The following is a 14,283-nucleotide window of genomic DNA, read 5'->3' on the forward strand; positions in this document are numbered from 1 at the left end:
CCCCTTTGACTGCAGGCGCCTGCACAGGCGGTCGATATCGGCCTTCGTCGTACCGATCTTGCCGAGCAGTTCCACGTCGCCCATGCCGATCGCGTAGGCGACCGTGATCGAATCCTTGTGAACATCCAGACCGACGTACACCGTGCTATCGTTTTCCATGCTGGCCTCCGTGCCGGAAATCGCCGGGTGTGGCGCTGTCCACACCGTGCGGCTCTGGCAGCAATGCTAACCCGCGTCTGATTCGTCACGGCTGGCCAGCCCCTGCCTCACGGAAAGTCATACTGCCTTGGGGAGCGGATGCGGGAGCGGCTTTGCTATAAAAAGCGGCCCGCGATGCGCATCAATCAAGCAATAGCTTGATGTCATGCACCCACGGCGTCGCGCCCTGGCCATCGCGCGCGAACAGACGCAGCTTGCCGTCCGCGTCGAACACGTAGCTCGCGGCCGTGTGGTCCATCGTGTAGCTGTCGGGCGTCTTGCCCGGCACCTTCGCGTAGTAGACGCGGAAGTCTTTCGCAACCTTCGCGAGCTGTTCTTCGTTGGCCGGACGCAGGCCGACGAAGCTCGGATTGAACGCCGGCACGTATTGCGCGAGCAACTGCGGCGTATCACGCGCGGGGTCGACGGTGACGAACAGCACCTGCACGCGCTTCGCGTCTTCCTGGCCGAGTTGCTGCAAAGCCTGCGACAGTTCTGCCATCGTCGTCGGGCAGACGTCCGGGCAATGCGTATAGCCGAAGAACAGCACGACGACCTTGCCCTTGTAGTCGGCAAGCGTGCGGATCTTGCCGGAGGTGTCGGGCAACGAGAAATCGCTGGCGAATTGCGTATTGCCGGTGATGTCGAGATTCGAGAAGGCCGGGGGCTGCTTGCCGCACCCCGCCATCAGCAGCGTGCCGCCGAGTGCGGCGCCGAGGGCGCAAGCCATCACAGCAGCGCGCGCGACGCGCGCAAAGCGGTTGTTGAGCATGGTGTTACGCGCCGATCACGACGCGGGCGTAGTGGTCGATCAGCAGCGCGGCGAACAGCAGCGACAGATAGACGATCGAATAACGGAAGGTTTTGCGCGCGAGATCGTCCGAATACTCGCGGTAGATCTTCCACGCATACGCGAGAAACACCGCGCCGAGCAGCACCGCCGCCGCGAGATACACGACGCCGCTCATACCGGAGATAAACGGCATAAGCGTGACCGCGAACAGGATCACCGTGTAGAGCAGGATATGCAGGCGGGTGTACTTTTCACCGTGCGTGTTTGGCAGCATCGGCAGGCCGGCGTTTTCGTAGTCCTTGCGGCGATACAGCGCAAGCGCCCAGAAATGCGGTGGCGTCCACACGAAGATGATCAGCACGAGGATCCACGCGTCACCGGGCACGTGGCCCGTGACCGCGGCCCAGCCGAGCGCCGGCGGCATCGCGCCCGACGCGCCGCCGATCACGATGTTCTGCGGCGTGGCCGGCTTAAGCAGCAGCGTGTAGATGACCGCATAGCCGACGAACGTGGCGAGCGTAAGCCACATGGTCAGCGAATTGGCGAACGTGTACAGCGTCCACATGCCGAGGCCGCCGAGCACGGCCGAGAACAGCAATATCTGCGGGGAGGTGATTTCGCCGCGCGCCGACGGACGCCACGACGTGCGGCGCATTTTTGCGTCGATCTGCTGTTCGACGAGGCAGTTGATCGCGAACGCGGCGCCGGCCAGCAGCCAAATGCCGACGGTGCCGCCGATCAGTACGGTCCATGGCACCATGCCCGGTGTCGACAGGAACATGCCGATGACCGCGCAGAACACCGCGAGTTGCGTAACGCGCGGCTTGGTCAGGGCGAGGTATTGGGAGACCCGGCTGCCGGGTGTTTGGGAGAGTGTTGTGCTGTCCATGTGAGTCACGCTGGCGCGGCATCGCGCGCAGGGATCGTGGCGCGGCCGGGACGGCTATAAGCGATTCGAAAGTCTAACATAACGAGCAGCAGCAGCAGGATCGCGGCCCCGCCGTTATGGGCGACCGCGATCGGCAGCGGCCATTGCAGCACGATATTCGACAACCCGGTAATGAACTGGATTAGCATCACCAGCAGCACACCGTTCGCGGGTCGCCGCAGCGACTCGAAGCGGCGCATCTTCAACGCGAACCACGCCAGATAGCCGATCACGGCGAACGCGAACGTGCGATGTGTCCAGTGAATCGCGACCAGCGCATCCTGCGTGATCACGTCGCCGTCGCCGGTCATGCCGAGCGCGCGCCACAGGTGGAAGCCGTGCGCGAAGTCCATCGGCGGGATCCATTGGCCGTTGCAGGTCGGGAAGTCGGTGCACGCGAGCACCGCGTAGTTCGTGCTGACCCAGCCACCGAGCGCGATCTGCAGCACCAGCAGCGCCAGGCCCGCGAGCGCCGCAGCGCGCCAGCGCGCAGTCTCCGGCTCGTAGGCCGGCAGCGGCGTCAAGCGCGCAGCGAGCCAGCCGAGCGTGCCGAGCAGCGCGAGGCCGAGCAGCAGATGCGTGGTCACGATGATCGGCTGCAGCTTCATCGTCACGGTCCACGCGCCGAACGCGCCCTGCACGACGATCAGCAGCAGCAGCGAAGTCGGCCACCACGGCGACACATGCAGCGGACGACGCTTGATGCGCGCCGTCCACGCGATCAGCGTCTGCGCGATGATCAGCACGCCGATCGCCATCGCGAAATAACGGTGGATCATTTCGATCCACGCCTTCGTCATGCTGACAGGACCGCTCGGCATCGCATGATAGGCCGCGGAGATCGCCGCGTGCGCGATGAACGGCGACGACGTGCCGTAGCAGCCGGGCCAGTCCGGGCAGCCGAGGCCCGAATCGGTGAGGCGCGTGAAGCCGCCGAACATCACGAGATCGAGCGTCAGGAAGGTGGTGAGCCAGACCAGTTTGCGGAATTTGTTGTCGTCGGCCTTGACCCACACGTAGGACAGCGGCAACAACGCGATACACAAGCCGATCAGGCCCAGTTGCAATACGAACATCACATTTACCCAGTTGCGGCGTCAGCCGATGGTCGACCATTTGAGCAGCTTGGTCACGTCGCCTTTGATCTTGCTCGGGTTCGCGTCTTTCGGAAAACGCATCATCAGATTGCCATTCGGATCGACCAGATAGATGTGGTCGGTGATCCGCATGCCGGTGTCGGCGGGCAGCCACCCGACGAGCTGCGCCGGATCGGCGATCAGCATGTTGGTGTTGGGGTAGGCGGTTTGTATCACGTCCGCGACCTTGCCTGCATCGGTGCGAAGCCACACTTCCACCACGCGCTCGCGTTCCGGGCCTTGGGCTGTGCGGATTTGTCGCATGAAGTAGAGCTTCGTCACGCAGGCCTTGTCGCACGCGCTGTCGTCGACCGAGATCATCAGCCAGCGGCCGTGCAGCGACGCGAGCTTCAGCGGCTTGCCGTCGGCGCCGGTGACCACGAGCGAGTCGGGGATCGGCCGTTGCGGCTCGATCAGCGCGCCGTAGTTCGTGCTGCCGCCGGTCGGTTTGACGACGTAGTACATGAAGTACGAGATCGCGATCGGCGCGGCGCAGATCACCGCGAGCAGCAACAGCACCCAGCGGCCGCGCCGCCATGAGCCCGGGCCGCTGGGTTGGCCGGGCATCGCCTTGGCTGCGGCAGATTTGCCGGTGGCTTTGCCAACCTCCGGCGAACGGGGAGTTTGAGTCGACACGACGGAACCTCTTTCAATGTTTGGACGACGGCGGGCCGCGCCTTCACTTCGTCATGCGCCAGGCGCATGTTCTTTCTTGCCCGCGCGGCGCGCCGCATACAGACCGAAGGCGAGCGCGGCGGCGGCCATGCCCCACCACTGCAGCATGTAGCCGTAGTTGCGCTCGACGCCGGTGGTCGGCGCGGGCCAGTCACGCACCAGACCATCGCGGTCGTCGCCGGTTTGCTGGATCACGAACGATTGCAGCGGCAGCCCGGTTTCCGCGGCGTACGCCGCCACATCGAGATTCTGCCGGATCAGACGATGCGCGGCCGATCCGCCCTCGCCGAGCTCGAACGCGCGCGACGCGTCGGCGCGCGCAATCCCTTCGATCTCGAGCTCGCCCGACGGCGTCGTGTACGGCGCGATGGTCTCGCGACTGCTGAGGTTGCGCGGCAGCCAACCACGATTGACGAGCACGTAGCCGCCGTCGGCAAGTTTAAAGGGCATCACGACGTAAAAGCCCGGCTGATCGTTATACGGACGATTGTCGAGGTACACGACCTGGTCCGCGACGAAACGGCCGCGCGCCTTCACGCGATGAAACTCGACCTCCTTCAGCGCGAGCGGCGCCGCGCTGACCGGCAGCGCGGGCGCGTTTTCGAACTGCGTGATACGTGCCTCGAGCGCTTCCTTCTGATGCGCGCGATCGCGCTGCCAGAAGCCGAGCCGCATCGTCACGACGACGACCAACAGGATCAGCAGCACGGGAATCAGGCGAAACTTCATTGCAGGCGCTCCGGCATCGCGTTCAGGGCCGCCGGGAACCTGCGGCAGATGCCCGCGCGCGGTGCGATAATAAATGTTTTGCCACTGCGCTTTCCGGTTTCAGTTGGTTCCATGCACATTATCGTTCCCATCGCCTTTGCTCTGATCATCGCCAGCATGGTGTCGGCGCTGTATTTCATGATGCACGACAAAGGCAAGACCAAGCGGATGGTCTGGTCGCTGGCCACGCGGGTGGGCCTGTCGATCTCGTTGTTCCTGTTCATCCTGTTCGCGCACTGGATGGGCTGGATTCAATCGACCGGGATTCCGTACGGGCGCTGACGCTCGCGGAAAGGTCGTCGCGCATCCGTCCGCGGCAAATTTTCTCGCCGCCAATCAAAACGCCGCCCTGATAGGTCGAGGGCGGCGCTGCGTTGATCCTTGCATTGCTCCGTGCACGCCTGCGCCGACGAGCGGCGCGCGCGGCTCTGAGCGCGTTACAGCCAGTACACGACGACGTACAGACCGAGCCACACGACGTCGACGAAGTGCCAGTACCAGGCCGCGCCTTCGAACGCGAAGTGATGTTCCGACGTGAAGTGGCCGCGGATCAGGCGCGCCAACACGACGGCGAGCATCGTGCCGCCGAGGAAGACGTGAAAGCCGTGGAAGCCGGTTAGCAGGAAGAACGTCGAACCGTAGATGCCCGAAGACAGCGTCAGGTTCAGCTCGTTATACGCGTGGAAATACTCGAAGCCCTGCAGGAACAGGAAGCTCACGCCCAGCACGAGGGTCGCCGCGAGCCACGCGATCGCCTTCCTGCGATGGTCGTCGCGCAGCGCATGGTGCGACACCGTCAGCGTCGCACCCGACGACAGCAGCAGCGCCGTGTTGATGGTCGGCACCGGCCACGGCTGCATCGACTTGTAGGTGCCCACGAGATCGGCAGGACCGTTGTTCGGCCACACCGCCGAGAAGTCCGGCCAGATCAGCTTGTAGTCGAGACTGCCGAGCTGATGCAGCGCGATTTCGCGGGCATAGAACAGCGCGCCGAAGAATGCGCCGAAGAACATCACTTCAGAGAAGATGAACCAGCTCATGCTCCAGCGGTACGAACGGTCGACGTTCTTGCCGTACATGCCGCCTTCCGACTCGGCAATCGCGTCACCGAACCAGTGCCACAGCGTAAAGAGCAGCCACAGCAGACCGATGAGCACGCCGAGCGGCGCCCAGGTGTGGTCGTTGATCCAGGCCGCAAGCGATCCGAGCATGACCAGCAACCCGGTAGCGGCGCTGATCGGATGCCGCGACGGATGCGGTACGAAATAGTACGGGCTCTCGTTTTGACCGCTCATTCTTGATTCTCCACTTCAGTCCAGTTGTTCCGGAATCTCCGGCTGTATCTTCGGCGGCGCGTCGATACCGCACCGCGTCTCTCTAATTCGTGGGCTCCGCTCCGCTGCCGTGCCCCGGCACTGCGTCAACCGACCACGAGGCGCACGATCAGAATCAGCACCCCGATCAGAACCGCCGCGCCGATCAGCGCCGCCACGATCACATGCAGCGGGTTGAGCTGCGTGGCGTCCGCTTCGAGATCGCGGCGCTTGCGCACGCCGAAAAACGACCATAACACCGCGCGCATCGACTGACCGAAACTGCTCTTGCGCGGTTTGCCGCCGTTATCGTTCATCTCGCTTCGTCTTCCTCGTTTAGTCCGCGGCTCGCACCATCAAATCTGCTTCAGGCCGGCCTCGCGGGCGTAGCTGCCGCGTTGGTCGCTGCATTTGCTGCGGGGTTCGCCTTCGGCACCGCATCATCCGCGCTCGCCGCCGCCGGCGTGTTCAACTCGAAAAACGTGTACGACAGCGTGATCGTCTTCACGTCCTTCGGCAACTTCGGGTCGACCACGAACACCACCGGCACCCGCTTCGTCTCGTTCGCGTTCAACGTCTGCTGCGTGAAGCAGAAACACTCGATCTTCCTGAAGTACCCGGTCGCCTGCTTCGGCGCGTAGCTCGGAATGGCCTGCGCACGGATCGTGCGCGACTGCTCGTTGCTGACGTCGTACATGACCGTCGTCACTTCACCCGGATGCACGTCGAGACTGCGCTGCTCCGGCTTGAAACCCAACAGGCCCCGCGCGTTCGCATCGAATTCGATCGAAATCGTGCGGCTCATGTCGACCTGCGTATTCTTCGCCTCGCGCGCCGACACGTCGCGCTGCACGAGGTTGTTCACGCCAGTGATCTGGCAGATCGCGCGATACATCGGCACCAGCGCGAAACCGAAACCGAACATCATCAACGCGACGACGAACAGCTTGATCAGCATCGAACGGTTGAAAGAGCGGTCGGTCCCGGCCGGCGGTTGCGTCGACATCTGAATCCTCACCAAACCTGCAAACAGACTGCCAACGCGGCGTCAGCTGAACCAGTACTGCTTCAGAATCGCGCTCGCGAAAAACACCGCGGCGATCGCGAACATCACGAGCCCTATCCGCCTGTTGCCTGCGCGAATCTGCTCCGGCGTACGTCTTTCCTGTGGATTGCGCGTCATGCTCGACTTTCTGAATACTGTTCTTGACTGGCGAGGCCGCCTCGCGAAGCGCCGGATTCCCGTGGCCGCATGCCGCGCCGCCAGAGCCCGGCACCTCGCCGGGACAGGCTTACTCGACGGTCGGCGGATGCTCGAACGTGTGGAACGGAGCCGGGCTCGGCACGGTCCACTCGAGGCCCGTTGCGCCTTCCCATGGCTTGTCGCCCGCCTCTGCGTGCTCGCCGCCCCCACGGTAGGCGGGCAGCGCCACCGCGAACAGGAAGTACACCTGCGAAAGGCCAAAGCCGAACGCGCCGATCGAGATCACCTGGTTCCAGTCGGTGAACTGCGCCGGGTAGTCGGCATAACGACGCGGCATGCCGGCGAGACCGACGAAGTGCATCGGCAGGAACGCGAGGTTGAAGAAGAACATCGACGCCCAGAAGTGGATCTTGCCGCGCGTTTCGTTGTACATCCAGCCGGTCCACTTCGGTGACCAGTAGTACCAGCCGGAGAACAGCGCGAACAGCGACCCCGCGACCAGAACGTAGTGGAAGTGCGCGACGACGAAATAAGTACCGTGATACTGGATGTCGAGCGGCGCCATGGCGAGCATCAGACCCGACAGGCCACCGAACGTGAACACGATCAGGAAGCCCACCGCGAACAGCATCGGCGTTTCGAACGACAGCGAACCGCGCCACATCGTCGCGACCCAGTTGAACACCTTCACGCCGGTCGGCACCGCGATCAGCATCGTCGCGTACATGAAGAACAGCTGGCCTGTCACCGGCATGCCGGTCACGAACATGTGGTGCGCCCAGACCATGAACGACAGGATCGCGATCGATGCCGTTGCGTACACCATCGAGCTATAGCCGAACAGCGGCTTGCGCGAGAACGCCGGTATCACCTGCGAGACGATCCCGAACGCCGGCAAGATCATGATGTACACCTCGGGGTGCCCGAAGAACCAGAAGATGTGCTGGTACATGACCGGATCGCCGCCGCCTGCCGCGTTGAAGAATGACGTGCCGAAGTGACGATCGAACAGCACCATCGTGATCGCGCCCGCGAGAACCGGCATCACGGCGATCAGCAGGTACGCGGTGATCAGCCAGGTCCATACGAACATCGGCATCTTCATCAGCGTGAGGCCGGGGGCGCGCATGTTCAGGATCGTCACGACGATGTTGATGCCGCCCATGATCGACGACGCACCCATCAGGTGGATCGCGAAAATCGCGAAGTCCATGCCCGGGCCCATCTGCGTGGACAGCGGTGCGTACAGCGTCCAGCCCGCAGCGGTCGCGCCGCCCGGTGCGAAGAACGAGCCGACCAGCAGGACAGCGGCGACCGGCAGCAGCCAGAAACTGAAGTTGTTCATCCGCGCGAAAGCCATGTCCGATGCGCCGATCTGCAGCGGCACCATCCAGTTCGCGAAGCCGACGAACGCCGGCATGATCGCGCCGAACACCATGATCAGCCCGTGCATGGTGGTCAACTGGTTGAAGAACTCGGGACGCATGATTTGCAGACCGGGCTCGAACAGTTCGGCACGGATCATCAGCGCCATCACGCCCCCGGACAGGAACATGGTGAACGAGAAGATCAGGTACAGCGTACCGATGTCCTTGTGGTTGGTCGCGAACAGCCAACGACGCCAGCCATGCGGCGTTTCGTGGGCATGGTCGCCGTGCACGTGCTCGTGGCCCGCGACTACATCGTGTCCGATGCTAGACATGACAATCTCCTAAAGCGAATTCTGCGGTGCTGACCATGACACGTCAGGCTGCGGGGCTGATCTGAACACGCCGGGCTTGCTTCGCGTCGGTGCCGCCCGTGATCGTTTCCGGCTTCTTCAAAACAATATGGTCTTCGGCAATGCCGGCTGCTTTGAGCGCGTCACGGACGGCTTCGGCACGACCCTTCGCGAGCTTCGCGTTGACGTCGGCGGAGCCGGTTGCGTCGGTGAAGCCCGACAGCGTGAATTTTGCATCCGGGTGCGCCTTCGCGTAGGCCGCGGCCGCGTCGACCGCCGCTTTCGCGTCGGCCGGCAGCGTGCTCTTGCCAGTCTCGAAGTAGATGCTCGCCGGTAGCGTGGCCCCTGCGTTATTCGAAGCAGCCGCGCCGGCGTCGTTGCCAGATGCAGCCGGTGCGGAAGCCGCTTCCGCACCCGATGCCGCAGCGGCGCCGCTTGCCGCGGCTCCCGCGTTGGCCAGATGGTCGCCGCCTTCCGGCAGCTTGCCGTTGCGCGCGTCAGTGATCTGCTTCGGCTGCAGGATGTCGCCCGTGTGGTTGCCCCACGAGTTACGTTCGTACGTGATCACCGAGGCGATTTCGACGTCGTTCAGCGTCGGCGCCCACGAAGGCATCGCATTCTTGCCCTTCAGCACGAGGCTCACGTGCTGGCCCATCGGACCGTTGGCGATCTTGCTGCCGTCGAGCGCCGGAAATGCGCCCACGCCTTTGCCGGTCGGCTGGTGGCAGACCGCGCAGTTCGCCGAGTAGACCTTGCCGCCGCGTTCCATCAGCTCGGCCATCGTGTAGGTCTTGTTCGGATCGTCCTGGCCGGCGGCCATTTTCTTCTTCTGCTCGTCGACCCACTTCGCGTAGTCGTCGGCCGACAGCACTTCGACGACGACCGGCATGAACGCGTGTTCCTTGCCGCACAGTTCGGTACAGAAGCCGCGGAACGTGCCGGTGCGGGTAGCTTTGAACCACGTGTCGCGCACGAAGCCGGGGATCGCGTCCTGCTTCACGCCGAAGGCCGGCACGTACCAGGAGTGGACCACGTCGTTGGCGGTGGTGATAATGCGGATTTTCTTGTCGACCGGGACCACGAGCGGGTTGTCGACTTCCTGCAGATACAGCGTGGAGATCGGCTCGCGGCCTTCGGTTTGCGCACGCGGCGTGGCGAGTGTGGACAGGAAGCTGATGCCCTCGCCCGGACCCTTCACGTAGTCGTACCCCCACTTCCACTGGTAGCCGGTGACCTTGACCGTGAGGTCGGCGTTCGAGGTGTCCTTCATCGCGACGACGGTCCTGGTGGCGGGCAGCGCCATCAGCACGACGATGATGAACGGCACAATCGTCCAGATGATTTCGACGGTGGTGCTTTCGTGGAAATTGGCTGCCTTGTGGCCTTTTGATTTGCGGTGCGCGAAGACCGAATAGAACATCACGCCGAACACACCGATGAAAATCACAGTGCAAAGGCCCAGCATGAACATGTGGAGGCTGAACATCTCCTCAGCGATTCTGCTTGCAGGCGGCTGGAGGTTGATCGCGTTGACGGCGGGGCCGCCCGGAGCATCGCCCACTGCCAGGGCGGCACCGGCGAAAAGCAGTCCGCTCGTCGCCAGCACGCTCATGAGCGCTCGCTTGATTGTTTTCATAGCTTCCTTACCCAAATTTTCCATTCAAACCCCTCGACCCCGCTGGCAGCGTGTCGCGCCCCCTTGAACGCCGCGTGTCCGGCACCACCTAGCAACGTGCCAGCCACATACGCAGTTCGCCTGCGAACTGCGCGCGCCGATTCTGCGCGAGATGTTGCCCGATCATGACCGTCTGCCCGCGCGAGACCAGCTTGATTTGATCGGGCGGCGTTGCGCCCGGCTCTATCCGCACCCAGCGCGGATTGAATTCGAACTGCGTAATCTGCTCGGCGCTGACCTGCTCGATCACGAGCCGGTTCGGAAACAACCGGATGCGCTCGTAATCGACAGCATGACGCGCATATATTGCAAACGCGATACCTACCGCCAGCAAGTCGATTCCGGTGAACGGCAACACCAGCCAGGCTCCGACCAGAACCAGCATGAAAGCAATTGCCAACGAGAACAACGCAAGCGACACGTACAGACAAACGAACTGCCGCGGCGATATCGAGCAGTTGCGCTTCATGGTCCAGTCCCTGAGGACCGGTTCAGAATCCGCCAGCAGATGATCTGATGCGCCCATCGCTGCCTCCTGCGAATCGTCGCGTCCGGCCTGCCTTCTTTTACTTCCGGATGCATCTTGCGGCCGCCGCTCGTGTCGCTGCTGTCAGCACCACTCACGACCGCGCCAACTCCTACCGCATCACTTCATTTTGCAGCCCTGCGTCTCGGGCTTGTCACCCCTAAATGTGGGAACCTCGGGTGACAAACTGACGCATTATAGGCGCGATCCATAGCATCGACAAGCAAGCCCAGATCGGCTCACAAGCCAGGCGCGACAAGCCTTCGCGCCATTTTGCCCGGCATTTTGCAGCTCTCTGGAAGGGCAAATCCCAGGCATAACGGATGTCCTCCTTACCGCTTTTGCAACACGTCGACCGGACCCCCGGCAAGCAGTTGATGACAGCGCCGCAATCTGCTACCCACGCTTCGCCGGACCTCGCCCGATGTCCTCGAGCCGCACGATGCCATGTCCTTCGGCCGTGGTGCGCGGCACGGCTTTCCATGCGTGCCCGTAGATCACCTCGAAGGTCAGCGCGATCGTGCCGTCGGTGCGCCGGCGCGCTTCGAGCGCGGCGAGCAGAGCTTTGCGCAAGCGGCGCGCGTGCGCGACGTCATGAGTGTCGCGCTCGAACGGATACGCGCCCCAGCGGCGCACGTCCGCGAGCAGCGACTCGGGCGACTTGTAGGTGATCGTCAGTGTCTCCTGGTCCATCACCGGAATTTCGAAGCCGGCCTCGACGAGCATATCGCCGAGATCATGCATGTCGACGAAGTCGATCACATGCCTGCGCGACGCAACGCCGTGCGCGGCCTCGATCTCGGCGTACGCACCGCGCAATTCCTTCAGTGTATCGGGGCCGAGCGTGCTGAACATCAGCAGGCCGCTGACCTTCAGCACGCGCTGCCATTCGGGAAAGACGAGATCGGGCCGCGAGTGCCAGTGCAGCGCGAGGTTGGACCAGATGAATTCGAATGCGCCGGCCGTGAATGGCAGCGCGGAGAAATCGGCTTGCGCGAAACGCGGGCCGCGCGCGCCGAGTGCTTTGCCCAGCGAGGCTGGAAGAAAGCGCCGCCAACTGGTGTCGCCGGCATCGTGGCGCAGCGCGCGCATCAGCATGCCGTGTGACAGATCAGCGCCGAAAACCGGCGCCTCGGGAAAGCGTTCGCGCAATGCGGGGATGTCCTCGCCCGCGCCGCAGCCGGCGTCGAGCACGCTCGCGGGCGAAACCTTGATGTAATCGAGACGCTCGCGCATGCGCTGCGCAATCTCGCGCGGCAGGAACGCAACTTCGTCGAAGGTGGCGGCGCGACGGTCGAAAATACGCCTGAGGCGCCGTGAATCGTAGGCCGGACGGCCAGATTGAGCGGATGTTGGGGACATGTGTGTCGTGCTGGCGTGAGCTCGAAGTATACTCGTTCGCTCCCATCCATTCAGCGTGAACGGCTTTCACCGGCACCAACTCGTGCGAGTCCAGTCATTTTCTTCGTCGTGTCGAAATCAGGTGGCGCGTTTTGCGCGCGGTCTGCATTCGGCATGGCCGCGCGCCATGCACGCCGTGCTGCCGAACCTGTGCGCGTTATGCGGCAATTTGTCGCATAACACGTTGTGCGACGGTTGCGACGCGGCCTACTGGAACGAGAGCCGCCTGCGCTGCACCGTTTGCGCGGTGCCGTTGCCGGCGTCACGCTGGGTCGCTCAGGCGCGGTATCGCTGCGCGGATTGCGTGACCGAGCCGCCGCCGTTCGACGCGAGCTTCGCGCTCGCCGACTATCACGCGCCGCTCGATACGCTCGCGGTCGGCCTGAAGTTCCGCGCCCGGCTGATGCTCGGGCGCGACTTCGCACAACGCCTCGCGCGGCTCGCTCAGGACAACTGGCACGATGCGGCCGAACGGCCCGACGTGATCGCGCCAGTGCCGCTCGCGAGTCGCCGTCTCGTCGAACGCGGCTACAACCAGGCGTGGCAGATCGCGCGGCCGCTCGCCCGTGCGCTCCGCGTGCCCAGCGACGCGACGCTGCTCGAACGACCGCTCGACACCGCGCCGCAATCGCGCCTCGATCTCGATGCGCGCCGGCAGAACGTCGGCCGCGCGTTTCGGGTCGCGCGCACGGTACGCGGCCTGCATGTCGGCATCGTCGACGATGTCATGACGAGCGGCGCGACGCTCGAAGCGCTCGCGCATACGCTGAAGGCCGCCGGCGCGCGGCGGGTCACCAACTTCGTCGCGCTGCGCACTCCGAAAAACTAGCTTTTACGCGGTCTCCTTATGTTCAACGTCGTTCTCGTAGAACCCGAAATTCCGCCGAACACCGGCAACGTGATTCGCCTGTGCGCAAACACCGGCGCGCGGCTGCACCTGATCGAGCCGCTCGGCTTTCCACTCGACGATACGAAGATGCGGCGCGCCGGCCTCGACTATCACGAGTATGCGGAAATGAACGTGCATGCCGATTGGCACGCGTTCGTCGCAAAAGAAACACCGGACCCGTCGCGGATGTTCGCATTCACGACCCGCGGCGCGGGGCGCTTTCACGACCACGCGTTTCAACGGGGCGACTGGTTCGTGTTCGGCGCCGAAACGCGCGGCCTGCCCTACACGGTGCTCGAGCGCTTTCCAAACCAACAGCGCGTGCGTCTGCCGATGCGTCCCGGCAATCGCAGTCTGAATCTGTCGAACACGGTGGCGATCGTGGTGTTCGAAGCATGGCGTCAGGCCGGCTTCGAGGGCGGCGCCTGACGGCGTTCGAACTCGGCCTCGTAGCGCGCGAGCATCGCGTCGTCGAAGCACGCGAACGTCACGTGCCTCATGCGCGGTGTGCGCGGCAACGTGTCGAGCACGGTCGCGACCGCGATGCTCACCGCATCGTCAGCGGGAAAACGGTAGATACCGCAACTGATCGCCGGAAACGCGATGCTCGTGCAATGCGTGTCGCGCGCGACTTCGAGCGAGCGCTGATAGCACGAAGCGAGCAGGTCGGCCTCGCCATGCGTGCCGCCGCGCCACACTGGACCGACCGCGTGAATCACATGCCTGGCGGGCAGTCGATAGCCAGCGGTCATTTTGGCGTCGCCGGTCGCGCAGCCGCCGAGCGTTTCGCATTCGCGCAGCAGCTCGTTGCCGGCCGCGCGATGAATCGCGCCATCGACCCCGCCGCCGCCGAGCAGCGAAGTATTCGCGGCATTGACGATCGCATCGACGGCCAGCGTCGTGATATCGACCACGCGCGCTTCAAGCATGCACGTGCCGTGACTGAGATTGAAAGTGGGCATGGATACCTCGCTGATCCGAGCGTCGTTTACGAAGTGGACCGCCAGGTGAGGCAGCCGTTCACCGCGAGTTTGCGCTAAACGGCTGAGGGAAAAGG

At 63.7% G+C, this 14,283-nt stretch carries 17 protein-coding genes and 1 pseudogene; 3 read left to right on the forward strand and 15 right to left on the reverse strand.

Going from position 1 to position 14,283, the window contains the following annotated elements; all coding sequences use genetic code 11:
• The 6 genes and pseudogenes from F6X42_RS44210 to F6X42_RS25840 all read right to left on the reverse strand — a co-directional run.
• Positions 1-159: pseudogene (locus F6X42_RS44210) on the reverse strand (IS110 family transposase); the annotation flags it as partial.
• A gap of 181 nt (positions 160-340) precedes the next feature.
• Entirely contained in the window at positions 341-970 is a 630-nt protein-coding gene (locus F6X42_RS25820) for an SCO family protein (RefSeq protein ID WP_187636907.1), read from the reverse strand.
• A 4-nt stretch (positions 971-974) separates the two neighbouring features.
• Positions 975-1,880, reverse strand: coding sequence for a heme o synthase (gene cyoE, locus F6X42_RS25825; protein WP_187636908.1), 906 nt, complete (start codon positions 1,878-1,880; stop codon positions 975-977).
• 5 nt (positions 1,881-1,885) lie between these two features.
• Complete coding sequence (locus tag F6X42_RS25830; RefSeq protein ID WP_187636909.1) at positions 1,886-2,995, reverse strand: COX15/CtaA family protein; 1,110 nt, start codon at positions 2,993-2,995, stop codon at positions 1,886-1,888.
• 21 nt (positions 2,996-3,016) lie between these two features.
• On the reverse strand, positions 3,017-3,691 hold the full coding sequence (locus tag F6X42_RS25835) for an SCO family protein (RefSeq protein WP_187636910.1): 675 nt from the start codon (positions 3,689-3,691) through the stop codon (positions 3,017-3,019).
• Positions 3,692-3,742: 51 nt separating this feature from the next.
• The gene (locus F6X42_RS25840) at positions 3,743-4,459 is read right to left on the reverse strand and encodes an SURF1 family protein (RefSeq protein ID WP_187636911.1); all 717 of its coding nucleotides are present in this window, start codon (positions 4,457-4,459) and stop codon (positions 3,743-3,745) included.
• Positions 4,460-4,570: 111 nt separating this feature from the next.
• Here F6X42_RS25840 and F6X42_RS25845 point away from each other — a divergent pair, with 111 nt between their 5' ends.
• A complete protein-coding gene (locus tag F6X42_RS25845) occupies positions 4,571-4,780 on the forward strand; it encodes a twin transmembrane helix small protein (protein WP_008921867.1) in 210 nt (69 codons plus the stop codon).
• Between the two features lie 155 nt (positions 4,781-4,935).
• On the opposite strand, the gene F6X42_RS25850 is transcribed toward F6X42_RS25845, so the two are convergent.
• The 8 genes from F6X42_RS25850 to F6X42_RS25880 all read right to left on the reverse strand — a co-directional run bounded on the left by F6X42_RS25850 (position 4,936) and on the right by F6X42_RS25880 (position 12,298).
• Entirely contained in the window at positions 4,936-5,793 is an 858-nt protein-coding gene (locus tag F6X42_RS25850) for a cytochrome c oxidase subunit 3 (RefSeq protein WP_187636912.1), read from the reverse strand.
• Positions 5,794-5,918: 125 nt separating this feature from the next.
• Positions 5,919-6,128: a DUF2970 domain-containing protein gene (locus F6X42_RS25855; protein ID WP_187636913.1), complete on the reverse strand. Its 210-nt coding sequence runs from the start codon at positions 6,126-6,128 to the stop codon at positions 5,919-5,921.
• Between the two features lie 50 nt (positions 6,129-6,178).
• Positions 6,179-6,817 (reverse strand): cytochrome c oxidase assembly protein, encoded by a 639-nt coding sequence (locus F6X42_RS25860; RefSeq protein WP_187636914.1) that lies wholly within the window; start codon positions 6,815-6,817, stop codon positions 6,179-6,181.
• 42 nt (positions 6,818-6,859) lie between these two features.
• A complete protein-coding gene (locus tag F6X42_RS43470; protein WP_222945723.1) occupies positions 6,860-6,994 on the reverse strand; it encodes a cytochrome oxidase small assembly protein in 135 nt (44 codons plus the stop codon).
• Between the two features lie 109 nt (positions 6,995-7,103).
• Positions 7,104-8,717, reverse strand: a complete 1,614-nt coding sequence (gene ctaD, locus F6X42_RS25865) for a cytochrome c oxidase subunit I (RefSeq protein WP_187636915.1) — start codon at positions 8,715-8,717, stop codon at positions 7,104-7,106.
• A gap of 43 nt (positions 8,718-8,760) precedes the next feature.
• Positions 8,761-10,395: a cytochrome c oxidase subunit II gene (gene coxB / locus F6X42_RS25870; protein ID WP_187636916.1), complete on the reverse strand. Its 1,635-nt coding sequence runs from the start codon at positions 10,393-10,395 to the stop codon at positions 8,761-8,763.
• 64 nt (positions 10,396-10,459) lie between these two features.
• Entirely contained in the window at positions 10,460-10,936 is a 477-nt protein-coding gene (locus tag F6X42_RS25875; protein ID WP_187636917.1) for a DUF2244 domain-containing protein, read from the reverse strand.
• A 396-nt stretch (positions 10,937-11,332) separates the two neighbouring features.
• Complete coding sequence (locus tag F6X42_RS25880; RefSeq protein ID WP_187636918.1) at positions 11,333-12,298, reverse strand: methyltransferase domain-containing protein; 966 nt, start codon at positions 12,296-12,298, stop codon at positions 11,333-11,335.
• 166 nt (positions 12,299-12,464) lie between these two features.
• Between F6X42_RS25880 and F6X42_RS25885 the strand changes: the two genes are divergently transcribed.
• Together F6X42_RS25885 and trmL are read left to right on the forward strand one after the other, a co-directional pair.
• On the forward strand, positions 12,465-13,166 hold the full coding sequence (locus F6X42_RS25885; protein ID WP_222945724.1) for a ComF family protein: 702 nt from the start codon (positions 12,465-12,467) through the stop codon (positions 13,164-13,166).
• 18 nt (positions 13,167-13,184) lie between these two features.
• Entirely contained in the window at positions 13,185-13,655 is a 471-nt protein-coding gene (gene trmL, locus F6X42_RS25890) for a tRNA (uridine(34)/cytosine(34)/5-carboxymethylaminomethyluridine(34)-2'-O)-methyltransferase TrmL (protein ID WP_187636920.1), read from the forward strand.
• Here the strand turns inward: trmL and F6X42_RS25895 are convergent.
• Complete coding sequence (locus F6X42_RS25895; protein WP_187636921.1) at positions 13,628-14,188, reverse strand: O-acetyl-ADP-ribose deacetylase; 561 nt, start codon at positions 14,186-14,188, stop codon at positions 13,628-13,630. The two genes, trmL and F6X42_RS25895, sit on opposite strands and share 28 nt — an antisense overlap.
• Positions 14,189-14,283 lie beyond the last annotated feature (95 nt).

Source organism: Paraburkholderia podalyriae (assembly GCF_014397785.1).
GTDB lineage: Bacteria > Pseudomonadota > Gammaproteobacteria > Burkholderiales > Burkholderiaceae > Paraburkholderia > Paraburkholderia podalyriae.

Coding starts and splice junctions, on each gene's coding strand:
- F6X42_RS25885 (WP_222945724.1), top strand. CDS start 12,465: ATGCACGCCGTGCTGCCGAACCTGTGCGCGTTATGCGGCAATTTGTCG.
- F6X42_RS25850 (WP_187636912.1), bottom strand. CDS start 5,793: ATGAGCGGTCAAAACGAGAGCCCGTACTATTTCGTACCGCATCCGTCG.
- F6X42_RS25840 (WP_187636911.1), bottom strand. CDS start 4,459: ATGAAGTTTCGCCTGATTCCCGTGCTGCTGATCCTGTTGGTCGTCGTC.
- F6X42_RS25860 (WP_187636914.1), bottom strand. CDS start 6,817: ATGTCGACGCAACCGCCGGCCGGGACCGACCGCTCTTTCAACCGTTCG.
- F6X42_RS25880 (WP_187636918.1), bottom strand. CDS start 12,298: ATGTCCCCAACATCCGCTCAATCTGGCCGTCCGGCCTACGATTCACGG.
- ctaD (WP_187636915.1), bottom strand. CDS start 8,717: ATGTCTAGCATCGGACACGATGTAGTCGCGGGCCACGAGCACGTGCAC.
- F6X42_RS25875 (WP_187636917.1), bottom strand. CDS start 10,936: ATGGGCGCATCAGATCATCTGCTGGCGGATTCTGAACCGGTCCTCAGG.
- F6X42_RS25820 (WP_187636907.1), bottom strand. CDS start 970: ATGCTCAACAACCGCTTTGCGCGCGTCGCGCGCGCTGCTGTGATGGCT.
- cyoE (WP_187636908.1), bottom strand. CDS start 1,880: ATGGACAGCACAACACTCTCCCAAACACCCGGCAGCCGGGTCTCCCAA.
- F6X42_RS25895 (WP_187636921.1), bottom strand. CDS start 14,188: ATGCCCACTTTCAATCTCAGTCACGGCACGTGCATGCTTGAAGCGCGC.
- F6X42_RS25855 (WP_187636913.1), bottom strand. CDS start 6,128: ATGAACGATAACGGCGGCAAACCGCGCAAGAGCAGTTTCGGTCAGTCG.
- F6X42_RS25830 (WP_187636909.1), bottom strand. CDS start 2,995: ATGTTCGTATTGCAACTGGGCCTGATCGGCTTGTGTATCGCGTTGTTG.
- trmL (WP_187636920.1), top strand. CDS start 13,185: ATGTTCAACGTCGTTCTCGTAGAACCCGAAATTCCGCCGAACACCGGC.
- F6X42_RS43470 (WP_222945723.1), bottom strand. CDS start 6,994: ATGACGCGCAATCCACAGGAAAGACGTACGCCGGAGCAGATTCGCGCA.
- coxB (WP_187636916.1), bottom strand. CDS start 10,395: ATGGAAAATTTGGGTAAGGAAGCTATGAAAACAATCAAGCGAGCGCTC.
- F6X42_RS25845 (WP_008921867.1), top strand. CDS start 4,571: ATGCACATTATCGTTCCCATCGCCTTTGCTCTGATCATCGCCAGCATG.